This is a genomic window from Emcibacter sp. (assembly GCF_963675455.1).
Classification (GTDB): Bacteria; Pseudomonadota; Alphaproteobacteria; order Sphingomonadales; family Emcibacteraceae; genus Emcibacter.
Genome location: NZ_OY776217.1, coordinates 3403726 through 3424917, shown reverse-complemented (window position 1 = coordinate 3424917; position 21192 = coordinate 3403726). Strand labels below are relative to the sequence as shown.

At 52.8% G+C, this 21192-nt stretch carries 14 protein-coding genes and 1 tRNA gene; 9 read left to right on the top strand and 6 right to left on the bottom strand.

All coding sequences use genetic code 11. The annotated features are described in order from the left end of the window. Nucleotides 1-3: 3 nt before the first annotated feature. Nucleotides 4-825 carry a uracil-DNA glycosylase gene (locus tag ACORNT_RS16030; RefSeq protein WP_321393135.1) on the bottom strand — a complete coding sequence of 274 codons (822 nt, stop codon included), beginning with the start codon at nt 823-825 and terminating at the stop codon, nt 4-6. Between the two features lie 318 nt (nt 826-1143). On the opposite strand from ACORNT_RS16030, the gene ACORNT_RS16025 reads away from it, so the two are divergent. The 6 genes from ACORNT_RS16025 (at nt 1144) to ACORNT_RS16000 (ending at nt 12215) form a co-directional block, all read left to right on the top strand. After that, complete coding sequence (locus ACORNT_RS16025) at nt 1144-2802, top strand: electron transfer flavoprotein-ubiquinone oxidoreductase (protein WP_321393131.1); 1659 nt, start codon at nt 1144-1146, stop codon at nt 2800-2802. A 26-nt stretch (nt 2803-2828) separates the two neighbouring features. Next, nucleotides 2829-4553, top strand: coding sequence for a tetratricopeptide repeat protein (locus ACORNT_RS16020; RefSeq protein WP_321393128.1), 1725 nt, complete (start codon nt 2829-2831; stop codon nt 4551-4553). Further along, nucleotides 4534-5427: a 4-(cytidine 5'-diphospho)-2-C-methyl-D-erythritol kinase gene (locus ACORNT_RS16015; protein ID WP_321393125.1), complete on the top strand. Its 894-nt coding sequence runs from the start codon at nt 4534-4536 to the stop codon at nt 5425-5427. The genes ACORNT_RS16020 and ACORNT_RS16015 overlap by 20 nt, the downstream gene beginning before the upstream one ends. A gap of 168 nt (nt 5428-5595) precedes the next feature. Beyond that, the gene (locus tag ACORNT_RS16010; protein WP_321393122.1) at nt 5596-8304 is read left to right on the top strand and encodes an SLBB domain-containing protein; all 2709 of its coding nucleotides are present in this window, start codon (nt 5596-5598) and stop codon (nt 8302-8304) included. Nucleotides 8305-8357: 53 nt separating this feature from the next. Continuing rightward, nucleotides 8358-10778 carry a YjbH domain-containing protein gene (locus tag ACORNT_RS16005; RefSeq protein WP_321393118.1) on the top strand — a complete coding sequence of 807 codons (2421 nt, stop codon included), beginning with the start codon at nt 8358-8360 and terminating at the stop codon, nt 10776-10778. A gap of 147 nt (nt 10779-10925) precedes the next feature. Further along, complete coding sequence (locus ACORNT_RS16000) at nt 10926-12215, top strand: nucleotide sugar dehydrogenase (protein WP_321393114.1); 1290 nt, start codon at nt 10926-10928, stop codon at nt 12213-12215. 49 nt (nt 12216-12264) lie between these two features. Here the strand turns inward: ACORNT_RS16000 and ACORNT_RS15995 are convergent, their stop codons facing one another. Both ACORNT_RS15995 and ACORNT_RS15990 read right to left on the bottom strand, forming a co-directional pair. Next, nucleotides 12265-13080 (bottom strand): YdcF family protein, encoded by an 816-nt coding sequence (locus ACORNT_RS15995; protein ID WP_321393112.1) that lies wholly within the window; start codon nt 13078-13080, stop codon nt 12265-12267. Between the two features lie 12 nt (nt 13081-13092). Then, nucleotides 13093-14091, bottom strand: a complete 999-nt coding sequence (locus tag ACORNT_RS15990; RefSeq protein ID WP_321393110.1) for a GDP-mannose 4,6-dehydratase — start codon at nt 14089-14091, stop codon at nt 13093-13095. Nucleotides 14092-14279: 188 nt separating this feature from the next. Between ACORNT_RS15990 and ACORNT_RS15985 the strand changes: the two genes are divergently transcribed. The 3 genes from ACORNT_RS15985 to ACORNT_RS15975 all read left to right on the top strand — a co-directional run bounded on the left by ACORNT_RS15985 (nt 14280) and on the right by ACORNT_RS15975 (nt 17525). After that, nucleotides 14280-14354 (top strand) — tRNA-Gln (locus tag ACORNT_RS15985). 452 nt (nt 14355-14806) lie between these two features. Continuing rightward, the gene (locus ACORNT_RS15980) at nt 14807-15271 is read left to right on the top strand and encodes a hypothetical protein (RefSeq protein ID WP_321393108.1); all 465 of its coding nucleotides are present in this window, start codon (nt 14807-14809) and stop codon (nt 15269-15271) included. 568 nt (nt 15272-15839) lie between these two features. Further along, nucleotides 15840-17525, top strand: a complete 1686-nt coding sequence (locus ACORNT_RS15975) for a monovalent cation:proton antiporter-2 (CPA2) family protein (protein WP_321393105.1) — start codon at nt 15840-15842, stop codon at nt 17523-17525. 13 nt (nt 17526-17538) lie between these two features. On the opposite strand, the gene ACORNT_RS15970 is transcribed toward ACORNT_RS15975, so the two are convergent. The 3 genes from ACORNT_RS15970 to ACORNT_RS15960 all read right to left on the bottom strand — a co-directional run bounded on the left by ACORNT_RS15970 (nt 17539) and on the right by ACORNT_RS15960 (nt 21127). Continuing rightward, nucleotides 17539-17973, bottom strand: a complete 435-nt coding sequence (locus tag ACORNT_RS15970) for a hypothetical protein (RefSeq protein ID WP_321393102.1) — start codon at nt 17971-17973, stop codon at nt 17539-17541. A gap of 14 nt (nt 17974-17987) precedes the next feature. Further along, a complete protein-coding gene (locus ACORNT_RS15965; RefSeq protein WP_321393100.1) occupies nt 17988-18761 on the bottom strand; it encodes a hypothetical protein in 774 nt (257 codons plus the stop codon). Between the two features lie 179 nt (nt 18762-18940). Continuing rightward, nucleotides 18941-21127, bottom strand: a complete 2187-nt coding sequence (locus ACORNT_RS15960; RefSeq protein ID WP_321393097.1) for a TonB-dependent hemoglobin/transferrin/lactoferrin family receptor — start codon at nt 21125-21127, stop codon at nt 18941-18943. Between the last annotated feature and the right edge of the window lie 65 nt (nt 21128-21192).

Genomic DNA, 21192 nt, shown 5'->3' with positions numbered 1-21192 from the left:
CGATTACCCGTCCAGTTCGTTAAGTTTGTCCCGGATCTTCTGAAGGTCGCTCCAGGCCTGGGCCTTGGCTTGCGGCTGGCGCAACAGATAGGCGGGATGATAGGTGGCCATGGCGGGAATTTTACGACCGGCAACATCGACCTCATGCCATTTGCCCCTGAGACGGGTGATGCCGGCATTGCTGTCCAGCAGGCTGCCCGCAGCAGTGCCTCCAAGCAGGACAAGGACTTTGGGGGCCGCCAGTTCGATATGTTTCATCAGGAACGGTCGGCAGATAATAAGTTCCGGGTCTGAAGGTTTGCGGTTGCCCGGCGGGCGCCAGGGCAGGGTATTGGAAATATAAAGATTTTCCTGCCGGCTTCGGCCAATGGCGGCGAACATTTTGTCCAGAAGCTGGCCACTGGCGCCGACGAAGGGTTTTCCCTGGCGGTCTTCCTCGACGCCCGGGGCTTCGCCGATCAGCATCAGGTCGCTGCCGGGAATACCATCGGAGAATACGGTTTTGGAAGCGGTTTTTTTCAGGGCGCAGCCGTCGAATTCCTCGATCATCTGGCGCAGGTCATTAAGGTTTTTGCAGTCCCTGACCAGTTCTTTCGCTGTGGACGCAATCTGGTCGGTGGCGAGAAGCGGTGAGGGAGCTGCTTTTCGAGCCTGTGAAACAGGGGTGGGGCTTTCGCTTTTCGAGGTCGCCGGTTTTGCTTCGGTACTGATGGCAAACCAGTCGGTGGCCTCCCCGGAAATACATTCGTCGACCCCGCTGTCCAGATACCACTGGAGCAGGGCGAGGGGAGACTGATCGTGCGACTCTGTGCTGATATGGCTCATAAAATGAAGTGTGACTCAAATCCGTTAAAAATACATTAGAATGTGGTTTGTATTTTAACCATGTGCGCGGAGAAAACACAATATGGGCTCTGAAAACATTTGGTAAAAGTCAGAGTGACGGAATTCTGGGGCGAGAATATGTTGGAAAATAAATTAAAACGATCGTTTGAAAGTTGTGCGGCAATGCGCCATAATGCCGGTGTGAAAGTGATATAACGTTGACCCGCGAGTAACATAGAGGCATAAACTGGATTTCAAGGGTATTTTGATTCAAAAAAGAGCAGCTGTCACGGCTCTTCGAGAAGAGGGAGAAAAATCATGGAACGCGAATTTATGGAGTATGACGTCGTCATCGTCGGCGGCGGTCCAGCTGGTCTGAGTGCGGCGATCCGCTTCAAACAGCTGTGCAATGAACAGGGTCAGGACCTGTCCGTCTGTGTGCTGGAGAAGGGCTCCGAGGTTGGCGCGCATATCCTGTCTGGCGCCGTTATTGATCCCATCGCGCTTGATGAACTGATCCCCGACTGGAAAGAGCAGGGAGCTCCTCTTCTCACCGAAGTCACCGACAACCAGCACTGGATACTGAAAGAGGGCAGCAAGACCTCCATGCACCATTTCCTGATGCCGCCGCTGATGAGCAACAAGGGCAAATATATTGTCAGCCTCGGCAATGTCAGTCGCTGGCTTGCCCAGCAGGCTGAAAATATGGGCATCGAGATTTTTCCCGGCTTTACCGGCGCAGAAATCCTTTATGGCGAAGACGGTACGGTCAAAGGCGTCATTACCGGCGATATGGGCGTGGCCGCCGATGGTCATCACAAGGACACCTATATGCCCGGCATGGAGCTCAGGGCCAAATATACCCTGATCGCCGAAGGTGTGCGGGGGTCGCTGGCCAAACAGCTGATCCATAAATTCAATCTGCGCGACGGCGTGCAGCCCCAGTCCTACGGCATCGGTATCAAGGAACTTTGGGAGATCAAACCGGAACACCACAAGCAGGGCACGGTAATCCATACCCAGGGCTGGCCGCTGGACAGCAAAACCGTGGGCGGTGGTTTCATCTATCATCTGGAAGATAACCAGGTGGCGATCGGTTTTGTGGTCGGTCTGGATTATGAAAACCCCTATCTTTCCCCCTTTGAGGAAATGCAGCGCTACAAGACCCATCCGGCGATTGCGCCGATGCTGGAAGGCGGACGTCGTATTTCCTACGGGGCCCGCGCCATCAACGAAGGCGGGTTCCAGTCCATTCCCAAACTGACGTTCCCGGGCGGTGCTCTGATCGGCTGTTCTGCAGGGTTTGTCAATGTGCCGCGAATCAAGGGCTCTCACAATGCCATGAAGACCGGCATGCTTGCGGCTGAAGCGGCCTTCGACGCCGTTGCCGGCGGCAGGGAAAGCGATGAACTTGTTGCCTACACAGAAAAATTCAAATCAAGCTGGGTCTATAAAGACCTTCACATGGTGCGTAACGCTAAACCATCCATTCACAAGTTCGGCGCCTTCTGGGGCACGCTTTACAGTGGGTTGGATATGTGGCTCAACAACCTTGGGCTCGGTTTCCTCTTCCCCTGGACATTTGGCCATGACGAGGATCACAAGTGCCTCAAACCGGCGGCGGATTGTGAGCCCATTAATTATCCCAAGCCGGATGGCGTGCTGACCTTTGACAAGCTGTCTTCGGTTTTTCTCTCCAACACCAACCACGAGGAAGACCAGAAATGTCACCTGACGCTGATTGATGAAGACGTGCCGGTGAAAGTCAATTATACTATCTATGACGGTCCCGAGGCCCGCTTTTGTCCGGCAGGTGTTTATGAATATCTGACAGAAGATGACGGCAGCAATCCGCGTCTGCAGATCAATTCCCAGAATTGTGTTCACTGCAAGACCTGTGATATCAAGGACCCGACACAGAATATCAACTGGGTTGTACCGGAAGGCGGCGGGGGGCCAAACTATCCCAACATGTAGGCCCGAGCAAGTTACAGGAGAGGCGTTTGTTCGACAGAATTAAGACTATCGGTGGCGGAGCGACCATATTTTTTCGGCGCGGGGCCAGGATAGCACTTCTGACGGCAGTCCTGTTTGTCTGTAGTATGACTGCTCAGGCAAATGTGGAACAGGAAGAAGAGGCACCAAAGCCGTACGGAGCTTATCTTGCCGGTCTTCATGCCCGGGCGACGATGGATATCGGCGCGGCGGCAACTTATCATCAACAGGCGCTAGAACTGGACCCGGATAATCTGTCTCTTCTGGCGCGCACCTTTTCCCTTTGTATTGCAGATGGCCAGTATGACTGTGCCGGTCAGGTCGCCGAGCATATGGTTGAACTTGACCGGGCTGACAGCCTGATCAGGCTGTATCAGTTTCTGGAGGTGGTAAAGAAAGGGCACTTTGACAAAGCGCGGAAGTTCCTGGTTCAGGTCGGGGACGCGGGTGTTTATGCCCTGTTCAAACCACTGTTTGAAGCATGGATGTTTGCGAAGGAAGGGGATAAGGAAGAGGCAGCCAGGGTGCTGGAAGAGCTTCTTCAGAAAGACTCCTTCAAAAATTTCAAGAAATTCCAGGCCGGGCTGGTTTATGAATATATGGGCAATGATGCCCGGGCCGAGGAACTCTATGTAGATTCATTGGGTTCGCTTGATGCTCTCACCTTGCGGACGGTTGAGGCTTACGGGTTGTTGCTGGCGCGTGTGGGGCGCGAAGATAGTGCCAGCGAGCTGTTCACTAATTATCTGGATAAAGCGCCCGACAATGAAACTCTGAAACTGAGGCTGGAACAGCTGGAGAAAGGCAACTTGCCGGCCCGGCATGTCAAGTCCTATCAGGATGGAATTGCAGAAATTTTCTTTGCCGCATCAACTTTCCTGATGCAGGACAATATCCGGACCCCGGCGACCCTTTATCTCAGATATGGCAAATATATGAGGGAAGATTTCGCGGAGGCGGATTTCCTGCTTGGGCAGATTTTTGAAATTGACGAATATTATGATGGGGCGCTGGCTGTCCTGCAGAATATTAAAAAGAAAGACATCCTCTATTATCAGGCCAGAATGCAACAGGCCTGGATATACGACAAAACCGGGGATCTGGAAAAAGCGGTTTCCATTTTGCGCAGTCTGGCTAAAGAATTTCCCGACAAACATCAGCTGTTTGGCGTTCTTGGCGACCTCTATCGCATGAACAACAGGTTTGCCGATGCCGCAGGGGCCTATGACAGGCTTATTGAAAGTATTCCTGAACCGGAAGCGAAGCACTGGACTGTTTTTTATACCCGCGGAATTGTACTGGAGCGGGAAAAAAGATGGAAAGATGCGGAAATGGATTTGCTCAAAGCTCTGGAACTGAGGCCCGACCAGCCGCAGGTGCTGAATTATCTCGCCTACAGCTGGGTTGATCGCGGCCTGAATGTTGACCAGGCGCGCGGCATGCTGGAGAAAGCGGCCGAACTGCGACCCCATGACGGCTATATTATTGACAGCCTGGGCTGGGCCCTTTTCAAGATGGGAGAGCATTCACGTGCCGTAGAGGTTCTTGAAAAAGCCGTGATGTTGCAGGCCGATGACTGGGCGATCAATGATCATCTCGGCGATGCCTACTGGGCGGTTGGGCGCAGGAATGAAGCAAGGTTTCAGTGGCGTCATGCCCTGTCCCTGAAACCTGAAGACGATAAAATTACCGAGATTAAAAACAAAATCAAACATGGCAATGCATCCAAATAACAGCCCGTTGTTGACGGAACGGGCGCCGGCTAAAATCAACCTTGATCTGAGGGTGATCGGCAGACGGCCAGATGGATATCACCTGCTGGACAGTCTGGTGGTGTTTGCCGATTGCGGCGATGTTCTGGACTATTATCCCCAGGACAGCCTGACATTCGAGATAGAAGGCCCTTATGCAAAGGGGCTTGAGGCGGATGAAAGTAACCTGGTCTGCAGGGCCATAAAGGCATTTTCTGAAAAATCCGGACAGCTCGTCACCGGCCGGTTTGTCCTGACCAAGAATCTTCCGGTGGCTTCCGGGATCGGCGGCGGCTCGGCGGATGCAGCGGCGGCCCTTCGTCTCCTGACAAGGTTATGGCCGGAAAGGCTGACCGGCAATGAGCTGGAAGAACTGGCTCTGTCGCTTGGGGCTGATGTGCCTGCCTGCCTGCGAAGCCGGCCGCTGAGGATGGAGGGAACAGGTGAGAAAATTACGGAGTTGAAGGTTGATTTTCCCCTTAATCTGTTATTGGTCAATCCGGGAGTTCCTGTTGAAACCGCGACGATTTTCGGTGACTTGAAAGACGCTGGTTTTTCCTTCTCTTCGAAAAGAAACCTGCCGACTGAAGTCGCAGATATGAAACAGTTGCTGCGTATTCTGCATGACAGCCGCAATGATCTTCAGGCGCCGGCTTCTCTGCGTGTGCCAGAAGTGGCTGCCCTGATCGTGAGACTTAACGACTTTGAAGGTGGTTGCTATGCAGGCATGTCCGGCAGTGGTGCGACCTGTTTTGCTTTGTTTGAAAGTATGGAAGCTGCTGATCGCGCCGGGAAAGTAATATCAATGGATGCAAAAAATTATTGGGTGGAAACGTGCCGCGGATTTGCGAAATAATACAGTATTTCTGGTCTGGACTTGATAGTCATATTAACTATGCTAGAGTGCAGCAAAATCAGGGTTAGGCAGAACCTGACAAGGAATGGAATTCACGGGGTTGGACAGAGTATGAGAATGTTGATGTGGGCTGGGAACAAAATGCGATTTTTGTGCTGTCTTTTTTGTTTGTTTTTTGCGCAGTCTGCTACGGCCCAGTTCCTGGATGAATCGCTTCTGGAAAACCTGAGACAGAAGGCAGGAAACAGTTCCCAACCAACTACTATAACCTCACCGCTGGATCATGGACGCGAGCAGCAAATCAACTATGAGCGTGAAGAACTTCAGAAGGCAAGGTATGAAGAACTCTCCAGACTGGAAGAGGACTTTCAGGCCCGCTTGTCCAATGAAGAACTGCTCCAGTTCGGGTATGCATTATTTGAGCAAATTCCCCGTCAGCAGGAGGTCATCACCGGCTCGGTTTCTGACAACTATATTCTGGGCGTTGGCGACGAATTGGTCGTGACGTTCCAGGGATCAAAATCCAGTTCCTATAGTGTGAAGGTTGATCGTAACGGCCGGGTGATCCTGCCGGACGTTAAACCGTTGACGGTTGTTGGACGGACTTTGGGAGAAACCCGTAAAAATCTCGAAGATCTTGTTGCGGATACAATGATTGGCACAAATGTCTATGTCTCTCTTGCGTCTTTCCGGATGATTTCTGTAATTGTTGCCGGTGAGGTTTTTGAGCCTGGTGTCATCAGAACCACAAGCCTGTCATCGGGGCTCGAAGTATTGCTAATGTCCGGAGGTGTTAAAAAAACCGGCTCTTTGCGGAATATAAAGGTTTATCGGGGACATGAGGTTTTTACCATTGACCTGTACCGGTTGTTACTGGGACAGCAGGGTATTGATATTCCGCTTATGGATGGTGATCGAATTGTTGTGCCAGTAATTGGGCCGACCATCGCGGTTGATGGAGATGTCGTGCGGCCCGGAATATATGAGTTGCGGAACAATGCAGACGGCATCTCTTTTCAGAAGGCTATTGCACTTGCCGGTGGAACAATCCGACCCCGTGGATATAGTTTCAGCCATGTTACAATGGATAAGCATGGGCGCCAGACCTTTGAAGAGGTTACCGGCGACATCAGGATTCATGGTTCAGAAGCCCTGCTCGCGTCCCTGAGAGAAAACAGCCAGCTTGGAAAGGTTGAACTACTCGGTCATGTAAAAGCGCCTGGCGTCCGGTCTTTGGCGTCGGCTTCAAGCCTGAGGAAAATGCTTGGCAGTGTCGACAATCTCGAAGATGACCCCTACATGCTTTTTGGCGCTATAGACCGTGTCGATGAAACAACGCGCAGTCGCAAACTCATTGAATTCAGTCCCCGTAAAGTCTTGTTGGGGGGGCAGGATATTGAGCTCAAAGATCGGGACCGGGTTGTTTTTTTTGGCCGAAAAGATATTGGTTATCTCATTTCCGGGGATGTGCGAAAAGTTATATTGACCGGAGAATATACCGGAAAAAAATCTCTTAAAGATCAGTATCAAAGACAGAATTATTGCGCGCCTCTGGATAATCTTGCCCGGATTATCGCTGATTCGCAATCCGAAAGGTTTGCAACCGCCGTGCGGGCTGTTTTTGTTCGAAAAGGGACTGAAGAGGAAAAAATTAGAGACCGCGAGAAATTGGTTGACGGGGATCTGCGCTCAGATGTTGAAAGCAATATTCTGATGGGGGCTAAAGGCCGTACAATGGGAGAACTTCAGCAGGAAGCTGTGGCAGCAGAGCTACAGAAGAAAAGAGAGCAGGAGGACAAGGATTATGAAGAAGTTTTATGTCCTAGCGTCTTCAATGAAACTCTGAATCTTCTGCCGTTCATACTGGAATATGTTGTTTCCGTGGACGGTGCCGTTCGCCAGCCAGGTGTTTATCCAATTGTTCGTGAGACGACGCTGGAGGCACTGCTTTCGGTAAGTGGCGGTCTTTCGAATGATGCCAATAAAACACGGATCGAAGTTGCCAACTATACGATGGAGCAATCCGTCAATCAACTTTACATGAATTGGGATTATGTAGACTCCACCAGTCACGATATCTCCAACATACTGATTAATCCGGGCGGTGGTGTCCGGGTTAGTTCGCTTTTTTCAAACTTTGAACCGGGGGCTGTTTTACTCTCCGGCGAATTCCGTGAACCAGGTGTCTATACAATCCGTAAAGGTGAGAAACTCTCGGATCTGATTGTCAGGGCCGGCGGATTTACTGATCAGGCCTATCCTTACGGTGCGATATTTACCAGAAAACGTGTGAAGGAACTCCAGCAGGCGCAGCTTCGTCAGACGGCCCAGTCCCTGCAGTCGGCTATGGTCTCAGCTTCGGTCAAGAAAAATATCGATGCGGATTCCTTGATGGCAGCACAGCAACTGACAGACCAACTGGCTTCAGCTGAGGTTATTGGGCGTGTGGTTATTGAAGCGGATCCGGTCAAGCTGCTGTTGGATCCGGCAAAAGACATTGTTCTTGAAGCGGGGGATGCACTCTATATTCCGAAACGGCCGAACTTTATTGTGGCTGTCGGCGATGTTCTAAATCCCGGCGCCCTCCAGTTTGTATCCGGCAAGGGGGTCGCTGAATATCTCAACGAGGTGGGCAGTTTTACACGCTCTGCCGATGAGGACCGGGTCTATATCGTGTATCCCAACGGCGTGGCAAGGCCGGTCAATCTGTCGTCATGGGGGGGCGATAATAATCTTTCTATTCCTCCCGGAACAGCGATTGTGGTGCCGACAGACCTGAGCCCGTATGACACCCTGACCCTGGTCAAGGAAATCGGTTCTATTGTCTCAAGCCTTGCTGTTTCTGCGGCATCCCTGGCCGTCATCTTTACCAACTGATGACAGGTTTCCCGGGGTCATTGTCGTCATGCCGCGCCGAAAGAGGCATGCTGATGATGATCCTGAAAATGGCCATCATATTGCCTGCTCTCTCCAGTCTGCTGTCGCCTGCCTTTGCTGAGGGCATTTCGGCGGGTAATTTCGGCGGGATTGGTCTGCTGGATATGCGCAATGCCCGCTTTGCGCCGGACGGGGACCTGTCTGTTGGTGTACATTATGACGAAAAAACCACACGCCTGTTCACTACATGGCAGGCGACGCCGTGGCTGGAAACAACTCTGAGTTATGCTGATGAACATTCTCCTGACAAGGGACTGGACCGGTCACTGGATGTGAAGATCAGGTTGTTCGAGGAAGCTGATTTTAGGCCTGCCCTGGCTATTGGATTTCAGGATATGCTGGGGGCAGGAAAATACAGCGCCGAATATATTGTTGCCAGCAAACGCTATCACGATTTTGATTTTACCCTGGGGTTCGGGTGGGGCATTTTATCCAGTCGGGGCGGGTTCGGAAATATCTTCAAAGTGTTGGATGATAACTTCGACAACCGGGACACAGGCAGTGATGACGGAGCAATTCCTTTCGGTAGCTATTTTGCCGGAAAGGACATGTCCATTTTTGCCGGTATGCAGTATCAAACACCCATAGACGGCCTGAGTTTGAAAATGGAATACAGCAGTCTGGATACGGACAATGTTCCACAACTCTCCCATCTGAAGGACAGCTCTTCGTTTAATTTTGGTCTCAACTACAGCCCTGTGCCCTGGGTTGATCTGGCAGTGGGATATGACTATGGAGATCGGGTCACATTTCGCCTTGTCCTTAAAGGTAATCTGCACCGCCTGAGAATTGCTGACTGGTCAAAAGGCAGGAATCCTGTGCCAATTCATGTCCGGTCCACCGGTTCAGATACGCCACTCCCCGGTATAGCTGCCGAAGAAACGCTTGATAATGATATTACCTTTGAGCGCCTGAGGGGGCTTGGCTTCCGGGTTCAGGCCATTTCTGTAGAGGCCGATGGATATGTTTTCGATCTGGTCAGGAATGAGAAATCGGTGACGGATAACATGACTGCACTTGGAGCGGTTCTTCTGGCATATCCGGAGGCCACCCTGAGATTTCAGGATCAGGATAATGGGACACAGAATTTGCATGCTCGTCGCAAAGACGAAATCGGCCGGGCGGCCATTGTGCTTTTTGAAAAGAGCGATGTTTTTCTCCGGGAGAAAGCCTCCCGGAATTTAAGCAACGCAGCCGAAAACAGGAACCTGGCCGAGGCAACATTGTTAAAACTGAAAGAAAACGATCTTGAACCGTTATCGGTGCGGGTCGGGGAACTTCGGGCCGAGGTTCACAAGCAGGCAGGCCCCTATGCGGAACTTCCGAAAAATGCAGGCCGGGTGGCCCGGGTTTTGACGACAACAATGCCGGACCAGGTCGAGGTATTTGATGTTGTCTCTACCGACAGGGGACTTGAGCTTTCGAGACTTTCCCTGTTTCGAAAGGAGTTCGAGAAAGCGGCCAGTTATCAGGGTAGCCCTGAGGAAATTTATGCAACAGCCGATATAAATGAATTCGACAGTGGCATGACGGAGGATGAGGGCGTCATTGCCCGGACGTCCACCGGTCCGTTTGAGTGGGATATCCTGCCCGAAATCGCCAGTCATTTTGGCGGCACCGGCAGTGACAGGTTCAAGGCTGACCTCTATGCTGTGTTGTTTGCCCGATATAATTTCTTTGAAGGTCTCGATGTCACGGCAGAAGTTCGGCAGAAGATTGTTGGTAACCTGCAGGATATTTCACCGAGGCCGGATGATAATGTACCGGCGGTCCGCAGTGATATCGGCCGATATGCCGATACGGATACGCCGACCCTCAAAAGGGTGCAGGTCAACTATATTGAAAATCCGGCCCCGGAAATCTATACGCGTCTGAGCGCCGGACTTCTGGAGTCCATGTACGGCGGCCTGGGTGCAGAGGTTCTTTTTAAACCCCGTGACACGCACTGGGCCCTGGGCGGGGAACTGAACTGGGTCAAACAGCGCGACTATGACCAGCTTTTTGAATTCCGGGATTATGATACTGTGACAGGACACATGAGTCTGTATCTGGAGAACAGCAGATTTAATCTTTCCACTGTGCTCAGTGCGGGAAGATATCTTGCCGGTGACTGGGGGGCGACCCTTGATGTATCCCGTCGGTTTGACAATGGCATCCGGATTGGCCTGTTTGCAACCGTTACCGATATGTCGACGGAGGACTTCGGCAGCGGATCCTTTGACAAGGGGATTTATATGAAAGTACCCTTCGGTCTTTTCTGGTATAAACCTTCGAGGCACGATCTTGATCTGGAATTCAGGGCGCTGGGCCGGGATGGCGGACAGCGGTTCGACCATGGAGCCGGACTATATGACATCCTGTCTGTTGGTGAAAAACATCGACTGGAGCAGGACTGGAGGCATATTCTTGACTGACAAGCTGATTTTCGCCTGTGATCTGTGTTTTTAAAGATGTGAAGTATGTTTTTTAAGAGGCGAAGTATTATTTTTTTAAGAATTGGGCGTTATAGCTTGGGACAGGATCAGAGGAAGTTTCTAACAGGATAATAAACAGAGAACACAATGACAAATATCTCATACAATAAAGATTCACGGATTGTGGTTGTCGGCCTAGGCTATGTGGGACTGCCGCTGGCCATCGCCCTGGCTAAAAAGTTTCAGACTGTCGGTTTTGACATCAGCGAAAAACGGATCAGGGAACTGGAAGGCGGATTTGACCGCACAGAGGAAGTCAGCGAGGAAAATCTCAAGGCAAGCACGATCAGCTATACCGCCGATCCGGCAGCTATCAGGGACGCGTCTGTCTATATCGTCACCGTGCCGACGCCGGTGGATGACAATAATAAACCTGACCTGAGCCCGGTGCGTTCCGCCTGCGAGATGCTTGGTCCGGTGATTTCCAAAGGATCGATCGTTGTTTTTGAAAGCACGGTTTATCCTGGTGTGACCGAGGAACTGTGTGGTCCGGTGCTGGAGGAAACCTCCGGCCTGAAATGCGGCGAGGACTTCTACCTCGGTTATTCGCCGGAACGCATCAACCCGGGCGACAAGGAACATACCGTTGATAAAATCACCAAGGTGATTTCAGGCCAGACACCGGAGGTAGTCCAGGTTCTGACGGAACTTTATGGTGCGGTAACCAGCGGCGGGGTTTTCCCGGCTGCCAGCATTCGTGCGGCAGAGGCGGCCAAGGTCATCGAAAATGCCCAGCGTGATATCAATATCGCCTTTATCAACGAAATCACCATGATTTTCCAGAAGCTCGGCATCAGCGTCTATGACGTTCTGGAAGCTGCCGGCACCAAATGGAACTTCCTGAATTTCAAACCTGGCCTTGTGGGTGGTCATTGTATCGGGGTTGATCCCTTCTATCTGGCCGAACGGGCCAAACAGATCAATCATGATCCGCGTATTATCCTGTCCGGTCGCGCCATCAATGACGGTATGGCCGATTTCGTGGCTGAGCGCATTGCCGCGCAGCTCACAGGCAGCGGCAAAATCCTGGTGCTTGGCCTGACCTTCAAGGAAAACTGTCCTGATCTGCGTAATACCAAGTCCGTTGACCTGATCAACAGCCTGAAACGTCGGGGTTTCACGGTGGATGTTGCCGATGCGGCTGCCTATCCGGAAGAGGCCGAGAAATATTACAAGATCAAGCTGGTGCCTGACCTGAACGCCATTCCTGAAGGCGAGTATGTGGCTGTCGTCGGGGCAGTGTCCCATGACGAATATGCCGGTCTTACAGCGGACTTCTTTGAACGAGTTCTGGAGCCGGGTGGCCTGATTGCCGATATCAAGGCCATGTGGAAGGATATGAAAAAACCCGCTACCCTTCGCAAATGGCAGCTTTGATTTTGTGAAGTTAGATTTTCAGAAGACCCCGGCCTGGTTGCCGGGGTTTTTATTTGAGGTCTTCTGTGTCGGGGAACAGGCTGCTGGATCGTCCGGTCGCATAATAAACCAGAAGCCCGAGCCATTCATGGGCGGTATCGTCAAAAACGCCGAGGTTCTTGCCGCTTTCGAAGTCCGGGAACGATGTGTAGGTGAGATCAGTGCCGAAATCGACCGGGTAAGGGCGGACTTTGAACCCTGCCTTGCGGAAGGCGCCCACCGAGCGCGGCATATGATTGGCGCTGGTGACAAGAAGCCAGGTGCCCTTGTCATCCAGCCCCTTGTCCCTGATCAACTGCAGGCTTTCGGTGGCATTGGTCCAGGTGTTATAGGCCTTGTTGTCAAATAGCACGCGCGCCGGATCAAGTCCCACATCACTGAAGAAACTACCGGCCACCTTATTCTCGGTCCAGCCCTCTTCCTTGCCAAGACCGCCGGTATGGATGACCTGCAGGCCGGGAAAAAGCCGCGCCAGCTTGACCCCGGCGATGAGCCGTTCGGACCGCCCGCTCAGAATGGCCTGGTCATGAACCCCGCTCAGGTATGTAATTTCCGCCCCGCCAAGGACGATAATACCGGCGAATTCGCCTTCCGGCAGGGCCCGGTAGTCGGCAAATCGCTTTTCCAGCGGCACCGCCAGCCACTGGCCAACGGGGCTGATGCCGATCAGGATCAGGCAGACAAGGGAGAATGTGGCAAGCCTGAGTCCGCATTTGATCCGGCGGCGCCAGCTGAGGAACAGGCCGATGATCAGTATCAGAAGCAGGCTATTGCTGGGCTGCAGAAGCGCCCAGATTGATCGGGTGATGAAATTCCCCCACTCCATTTGTGATCCTGTCTAGTTGATTTTGTGGTAATTTTTGTACCAGTGCACGAACTGCGGAATGCCTTCCTCGATCTTGGTCTTGGGTTCAAACCCCAGGTCCTTCTGGATGGCGGAAATATCGGCGGCGGTTTCCTTCACATCGCCCGGCTGCATGGGCAGAAGCTCCATTTCAGCCTTCTTGCCCAAGGCTTTCTCCAGTACGCCGATCATGTCCGTCAGCTTTTCGGTATTGTTGTTGCCGATGTTATAGACCCGGTGCGGGGCATTGGAGCCGATGGTGTGCATGGTGCCGTCGTCTTTCGGCGGGTTATCCATACAGCGGACCACACCGTCGATGATATCCTCGATAAAGGTGAAGTCGCGCAGCATGTCGCCGTGGTTGAATACCGGGATCGGCTTGCCGGCCAGAATATTCTTGGTAAAGATCCACATGGCCATGTCGGGACGGCCCCAGGGGCCATACACGGTGAAGAAGCGCAGGCCCGTCTGCGGCAGCCGGAACAGATGGGCGTAACTCTGGCTCATCAGCTCGTCAGACTTTTTGGTCGCCGCATAAAGCGATACCGGATTATCCACCCGGTCATCGACCGAGAACGGCATATTCTTGTTGCCGCCATAGACCGATGAAGAGGAGGCATAGACCATATGTTCGAAATTATCCAGGTGGCGGCAATATTCCATCACATTGAGGTGGCCGATCAGGTTCGATTGGGCATAGGCGAACGGGTTGGTGAGTGAGTAACGAACCCCGGCCTGGGCGCCGAGATGCACCACATGGCTGATTTTATGCTGATCAAGGGCGCTTTTAAGGGCGTTGAAATCGGAAAAGTCGATCTTGTGGAACGTAAAATTGGGATTTTCCTCGAGCAGCGCCAGTCGGGCTTCTTTCAGCTCGACAGAATAATAATCGTTGACGATATCAATGCCGATGACTTCCTCACCGCGCCCGAGAAGCAGGCGGGAGACATGAAATCCGATAAATCCGGCGGCGCCGGTAACCACAATAGCCATTCAAGACCCCTGTATTAGACTTAATTCGTTATTTGTTTAACCGGACTTATAGCCCAAGCTTATTGCGAAATCTTTAATAACACTGCTCTGACAGAATTATGACAAAAAAATGGGTGAAGGGGAAAAACAGGATTGAAACTTGTGATTATTTTGATATGTTCCCCTCACTTCCCGCCAGTCGCGCGTGATGGGGTGTAGCCAAGTGGTAAGGCAGCGGGTTTTGATCTCGCCATGCGCAGGTTCGAATCCTGCCACCCCAGCCAATTTTTGAAACTTTCCTGAAGTGTTTGAAACTTTTTTTCCCGGGTCTCCGCGTCTTTCCTCTATGATCCGCTGGGACGGTGGGTTGAGACGAAACCGCGCGGCGGCGACCGGAACGAAAGCCTGGCGGGATAAGATGAAGAGGGGTTAAATCAAAGGACTCTGACCCCATTGATTATATGAGTGGGATTCAAAAAACCCGGGTAAGATGGGGCGTGAGGGGTGTTAATTCGGTTACTGTCACCGTAATAGCACCGTAATAACACCGTAATAAAGACTAATAAGCCGACAAAAGCTGGTCGTGATCTAGGTAACTTTCATTATGCAGCGACAGGTCGGGCATATGGAATTGATCGAGGAGATTTAGAGAATGGCGCGGATGCCTATTCTCTATATGAAAACGGGACGCTTGAAGGCGAGATGCCGATCATCATGAGAGGGGTAGACTATTACGATGCAGGTTGCTATGGGAAACCGTGAATTTCTTAGATATAGATGGCTATTTTGTAGTTTGGCAGTATTACTTTTCTTTACCATGCTAGTTTCATGTAGTGAAGAAAAGCCTCTTGAGGAGTATATTGTAAATTCGCCAGACGATGAAGTCGTAGCTTTGATCTCATCTGAAAATGTTGGGCTGAATGCAGTCAGGTCTTCGGTTTATCTTGGCACAAAACTTCAGAAAAAGAGCAATGATTTGAAACAGGTTTTTTTTGGAACTAGTGTCGGTGCTGACGTATTTTGGAGGAATGATAATACACTTATTGTGCTACTATGTCGGGGGCGGATTGAAGAGATAACTTCTACCTACTATGTTACAAATGACCGTCCAGTATATTTACAAGTGGTGACTGCCCCACAAATTATCCTTGATGGGAAATTATTATGTGATTTCGATCCAAAGACAGGATTTTTTAAATAATGGTTGGAGCTCTTGTTGGAGCTAATCAATGGGGTCAGAGTCGATTGATTTTACTCTCTCGGGGCTCAATTCGAATTACGGTGACAGTAACCGAAATTAACCGGTTCCTCTCTTTTTTGATTGAGGGGGAACTACCGCTCGTAGCCTCGCTACTTGAGCTCCCCCTAAATCTAACTTTGGCCTCACGGCCTCCCCCTCTTTTATAGCTACCGCTCTTTCTTTAATGCCCTATCGCCTTCGGCTACTTGAGGGCGGCCTCGCACCTTAGAGTTTCCCGCCCTCTTTTGTCGGGCCGCAGCCTGCGTCCGGTCTGCAGTTCCAGGCCATTCAGGAATTCCTCGCCGCCCAGGGACCAGCCAATCAATGGGGTCAGAGTCGTTTGATTTTTCTCTCTCGGGGCTCAATTTTCTCTGACCAATCCAGGCCGAAATGCAACCAAGCGCACATGATTTTTTTGGGGAAAGCATGAAAAAACTTGTCTCATTTGCCGCCTTGCTGGCTTTTCTTGCAGAGAGCAGGGGATTTGGCTAGCATGAAGGCGAATTTTCCAGCCAATGGTTTTTAAAACATGATCGAGTTACTTATTCTTCTGGCCGCGGCGGTGGTGGCTGTCCTGATTTTTACCCGTCTGGGCTTTGGCGCGACCCTGGCCTATCTGGCCGCCGGGGCCATGATCGGGCCTAATGGGCTGGCTCTTGTTAAGGATACGGAAAATATCCACCATATCGGGGAACTTGGTGTGGTTTTCCTCCTGTTCCTGATCGGGATAGAGATCAAGCCGCAGCGCCTCTGGGTGATGCGCCGTTTGGTATTTGGACTGGGCGGGGCCCAGCTTATGCTGACGGGTATCCTTTTCTCCTTTATCATCCACTATGCTCTTGCCTTGTCATTTGCCGTGTCTGTCATTGTCGGTTTTGGACTGGCTTTGTCGTCGACGGCCTTCGGATTGCAGATTTTGGCGGACCGAAACCAGCTGACGGCCCATTGGGGACGGGCAAGCTTTTCAGTTCTGTTGTTCCAGGACCTGGCCGTGGTGCCGTTGTTGGCCCTGGTGCCCCTGGCGGCAAAGGGCGGCTTCGGGGCCACGGCAGGCATGGAACTTGCGATACTGGAAGCCGCGGGGATCTTTCTGGCTACCCTGGTTGGCGGGCGGTTTGCCATCGGACCGGCCCTGAGGCTGATCGCGCGCACCCGCATCCAGGAAGTTTTTGCCGCCGCGGCCCTTTTGTTGGTGCTTGGTATTGCCTGGGCCATGGAAAAGGCGGGACTGTCCATGGCCATGGGCGCTTTCATTGCCGGCATGCTACTGGCGGACAATGAATTTCGCCATCAGGTGGAGGCCGATGTGGAGCCCTTCCGGGGCCTGTTGCTCGGGCTTTTCTTCATGAGTGTGGGCATGGCCATCAATCCGGTGGCGGTGATGGATGACCTCGGGCTGATTATCGGCGGTACCGCAGCTCTTCTGTTGCTGAAGGTGGGGGTGATTTTTGTCCTGGCCCGGTTGTTCCGGCTGGAAACGGCCGCAGCGTTTCGTTCCTCCTTCCTGTTGTCCCAGGCCGGGGAATTCGGGTTCATTCTTTTTACCCTGGCAGACAGCAGCGGCGCCTTGCCGCCGGGTCTGCTGGAGCCGCTTCTCAGCATCATCGTCCTGTCCATGGCCCTGACACCATTGATGATGAAGCTGGGGGACAGGTTGGCCACAGCCGTTGCCGGGCGTGGTGCGGCAACGATCGAAGAAGTCGCCCAGGAGGCCGAGAAGCAGGTGATGATTGCCGGGTACGGACGGGTAGGGGAGACCGTTGGCCGTCTCCTGTCCGCTGTTGATCAGCCATGGCTCGCCGTGGATATGGATGTGGAGCATGTATCCCGGGGGCGGGGCAACGGGAATAAAATCTACTTTGGCGATGCCAGCCGGCAGGAAGTGCTCAGGGCCATCGGTGTTTACAAGATCAAACTGGTGGTGGTGACGCTGGATGACCCCAAGGCGGCAGAGAAAACCATCCAGATGGTCCGGCGTCTGAGGCCGGGTCTGCCGGTGATTACCCGCGCCCGTGATTTACCGACAGCTGAAAACTATGCCGAACTTGGCGTCCAGGTCGTGCCGGAAACATTGGAGGCCAGCCTGCAGCTCGGCGCCATTTCACTTAAGTCCCTCGGGGTGGAAGATGCGGAACTGGACGAACTGATCGACGAATTCCGCACCGATAATTACCGGCGGCTCAAGGATGCTGTTTCGATACCGGCCGGGGAGTGACCTCGGCCTGATTTCAAAAAGTAAACAGCCGGGTATCGGGCGCCAGCATGGCGGCGGCGATGGCCGGCGGTTTGGCCACGCCGATCCCGTCAACCAGATCGACCGGCGTCTTGCCCGCGTTGGGCAGATAGAGGGCGCAGACCTCAACAGCGACTCCCTGGCTCATCAGGTTGTTCATCAGCATCTGCGGGCTCATGCCTTTGGGTTTCAGTCTGGTTTCGGCGGCACCTTTGAGGGCCAGGTCACCGGCCGGACCGCACAACAGGACCCGGACTGTGGCCCCTTGTTTGACCGACTGGAGGCTGAGCACAAACGCCATGCCCTGGGTCTGGGTATCGGGGCTGGTGATGACAGTCAGGATCGACGGCTTATCCTCCGCATGGACGGTAAGGGTCAGGGCCGACAGCAGCAGGCTGACAGCCAGAAACAGAACGTTTAGAAATTTCATCTCATATTCTCCATTTATTTGCCGAGGACCTGGAAGGTGGTTTTATCAAGGCCTGTATTGCCGTTGCTGGGATCATAGGCGTAGACGGTCACCTCATAGAGTCCCGGCTTATCAATCGGAAGGCTGGTTGTATACTGGCTTTTCGGGCCGCTATAGACCATGTCCAGTGTGCCGTCTTTCTTGCCGTTGTGGGTGATGATCGCCTTGATTTCAAATTTGCTGCTATCCCAGATGCCGTCCGGTTCTGTAGGGCAACCGCACATCATCACCACATTGGCGCTGATTTTCACCACTTTGGTATCACTGGACATTTTCAGGGCTGCCGGCGGGGACAGAATATCCACCACAAAACCGGGCAGTTCCAGGATCCAGCCGTTGCCGGCGGTGATATGTTTGCCGGGCACCACCCACTGGCTGGAGACAATCCGGTGCGCGCTCTGCATCTGGGCCATGGGGCCTTTGGCTTCCACTTCGATCAGCCGGGGCTCATCCAGGTCGATGGTCGTATGAAAGCCGCCGGCTGTTTTGTCCACTATCACGGCCCGGCGTCCGCCGTCCTTATGCATCAGAAGTTTTGTGTTGCCGGTGCCGCCGGTGGTCAGGCCGGTGGCCAGAATTTCACCGCTGTGGGCATCGCGCAGGGTGATGCGCATGCCACCCATTGAACTGCCGATGAACTTGGCGTCCTTGCTCAGCACATGAATGGAAATTTCGGTCGGTTCTGCCTGGGCGGAAAAGCCGGCCATGATACCCAGGGTGAGCGAGAGAAGAAGAATGATGAGGCGCATGAGGTGCTCCTGTTAGGAAGGATGAGTTCAGAACTAATATTACAATAATATACTGTGAATATATGACGAATGTAAGGGGGTACCGGAATAAATCAGGGAGGAGGATTTCCTTTATGTACGACCGGTCAAAAAAAGCCCCGCTACGAAAGCAGGGCTTTTTCTTCTGAAGCTGGAAGATATCAGAAGCTGTATTTCAGGCTGGCGGAGAAATTACGCCCCGGCTGGCTGAAGCGATCAAGATAAGTGGTATCACTGGCATACCCGCGCACATCTTCCCACATCCAGTATTCCTTGTCGGTGATGTTGAACAGGGCCGCCCGCAAAGACAGGTCCGGGGTGATGTTGTAATAGGCCGTCAGGTCCACTAGGGCATAGCTGTCCGGGGTGAAATAATCTTCATCGGACACCCGGTCTGCACTTTTGCTGCCGACCAGGGTCAGGTTGACGCCGACACCCCAGATTTCATCAGGCGCATCATAGGTCAGGCCAAACACCGCCTTGGTCGGGGAAATGGAATCGATCGGCGTTTTTTCGCCGTCAATTTCCGTATCACCCCTGGCATAAGCGAAGGCGGCCTGGAATGCGAGCCCTTCGGGGGCGCCCACGAGTTGATCCAGCCACAGGGCGGCTCTCGCCTCAATGCCCTTGATGGTGGCCTCGTTATAGTTCACATACTGGTAGATGGTCGGGGTACCTGAACGATCCACCGTCTGTTCGATGAAATTGTCATATGTGCTGTAAAAGCCGGTCAGTTCAAAGCTTCCTGCCTTGTTGTTGATGCGCAGGCCGGCTTCAAAGGAATCGCTGCTTTCCGGTTCCAGGTCCGGATTCGCCAGCGTTACATACCCGCGGGAGGCGGAACTCTGGTCTTCCCGATAGAGCTGGATCAGTTCCGGGGCCTTGAAACCCTGGCTGAACTGTCCGAAAACAGAGACGACATCGGTGATTTTATAGACACCGCCGAGGCGGAAGGTGACCTTGTCGCTGCTGTGACTGGCAAGTTCCTCCGTATAACGGTCATCCGCTTCCGGGTCGGCCTTGAAACTGTCGTAACGCACGCCCGGGGTCAGCAGCAGGTCACCGTCCAGAAGTTTGATTTGGTCCTGCAGGTAAAGACCGAAGCTTTTGCCGGTCACCACCGGGGTATAGCGGGCGATGTCGGGATCCCGGTCGATGTCCGGATAATATTTATCGGTGGTGTTTTCCTGTTCCGTGTGCTGGAAAATGGTGCCGTAGGTCAGGTGATGACTACCGAAAATCTTGTCAAACTGGGCGGAAACCTGGAAATCTTCCTCGCTGTGGGTGTAGTCAATCAGGCGGGTGAGGTAGCTGGAGCGTTCCGTGTAGTTGGTGGTCAGTTCCTCAGCTGAACTATCCTGCCAGTCCACACCCCAGACCAGTGTATCGAACAGCATGTTGTTGGCGTTCCATTCATGTGTCAGGCCGATATGCCTGCGTTCATATTCGTCATCCCCGGTATAGTTGGAATAGTTATAGGAGGAACTATAGGAGGGGCCCTCCAGGGATTTCAGTTCAATGAAGCTGGTGGAGCGGAAATATTCCCCGACCAGGTTAAGCCGGTGGGCGTCGCTCGCCTGATATTCAATTTTGGCCAGGATATTATCGCTGGAATAGTCATAGGGATCGGGCAGGGTGCGGTCGTTACCGAGGGCGTCGCTGTAATTTTCACCAAAATTTTCCGTCTCGCTGCCGTCGCGGCGGGTGTACTGGATCAGGCTCTCCAGCTTGCCGGTGCGGTTGGCCAGGGTCAGGGTTTCGGCAGTGGTATTGCTGACACTGTCATAGAGGGCTTTGGCCGCGCCGCCGGTGTCGTTACCGTCCTTATCAAGGTAGGACGCCGGGCTTTTGGTGGTAAAGGCGACCACACCGGCCATGGCGTCGCTGCCGTACAGACTTGAGGCCGGGCCGCGTAGCACTTCCACTTGCTCCAGGGAATCAATATCAACAAAATTACGCGGCGAATTCAGCCAGGGACCGGAGGCAAAGCCTTCTGACTGTTCTGTGCCGTCGACCATGATCTTGACCCGGTTGCCGGTCAGGCCACGGATGTTAAAACCGGAAAGGCCGTAACGGCCGGCATTGGTCGCTTCCACGCCCGGCTCGTAACGCAGCATGTCACGAATATTATCGGACAGCAGGGCATCGATCTTTTCCTCGGTGATGACACTGACTGTCGCGGGGACATCCACAAGCCTGTTTGCAGTCCGGGTGGCGGAAACCACAATAACCTCGAGGGGGGCTTCGGGACCAAGGTCGGAGTCGAGCTCTTCCGCGAAGGAAATGGTCTGTAATGCCAGGCAGGAGGTGCTGGCGGTCAAAAGGGATAAAAGTGCTAATTTATTCATAAAATATACTCCCGGTGCCCGAGGGCTGTTTTTACAATTAATAATGATTCGCAACTTTTGTAACA

Bases quoted from the DNA above. Each gene is read 5' to 3' on its own strand.
- ACORNT_RS16000 (WP_321393114.1), top strand. From the start codon at position 10,926: ATGACAAATATCTCATACAATAAAGATTCACGGATTGTGGTTGTCGGC.
- ACORNT_RS15960 (WP_321393097.1), bottom strand. From the start codon at position 21,127: ATGAATAAATTAGCACTTTTATCCCTTTTGACCGCCAGCACCTCCTGC.
- ACORNT_RS15990 (WP_321393110.1), bottom strand. From the start codon at position 14,091: ATGGCTATTGTGGTTACCGGCGCCGCCGGATTTATCGGATTTCATGTC.
- ACORNT_RS16005 (WP_321393118.1), top strand. From the start codon at position 8,358: ATGATGATCCTGAAAATGGCCATCATATTGCCTGCTCTCTCCAGTCTG.
- ACORNT_RS15995 (WP_321393112.1), bottom strand. From the start codon at position 13,080: ATGGAGTGGGGGAATTTCATCACCCGATCAATCTGGGCGCTTCTGCAG.
- ACORNT_RS16015 (WP_321393125.1), top strand. From the start codon at position 4,534: ATGGCAATGCATCCAAATAACAGCCCGTTGTTGACGGAACGGGCGCCG.
- ACORNT_RS15980 (WP_321393108.1), top strand. From the start codon at position 14,807: ATGCAGGTTGCTATGGGAAACCGTGAATTTCTTAGATATAGATGGCTA.
- ACORNT_RS16030 (WP_321393135.1), bottom strand. From the start codon at position 825: ATGAGCCATATCAGCACAGAGTCGCACGATCAGTCTCCCCTCGCCCTG.
- ACORNT_RS15975 (WP_321393105.1), top strand. From the start codon at position 15,840: ATGATCGAGTTACTTATTCTTCTGGCCGCGGCGGTGGTGGCTGTCCTG.
- ACORNT_RS16025 (WP_321393131.1), top strand. From the start codon at position 1,144: ATGGAACGCGAATTTATGGAGTATGACGTCGTCATCGTCGGCGGCGGT.
- ACORNT_RS15965 (WP_321393100.1), bottom strand. From the start codon at position 18,761: ATGCGCCTCATCATTCTTCTTCTCTCGCTCACCCTGGGTATCATGGCC.
- ACORNT_RS15970 (WP_321393102.1), bottom strand. From the start codon at position 17,973: ATGAAATTTCTAAACGTTCTGTTTCTGGCTGTCAGCCTGCTGCTGTCG.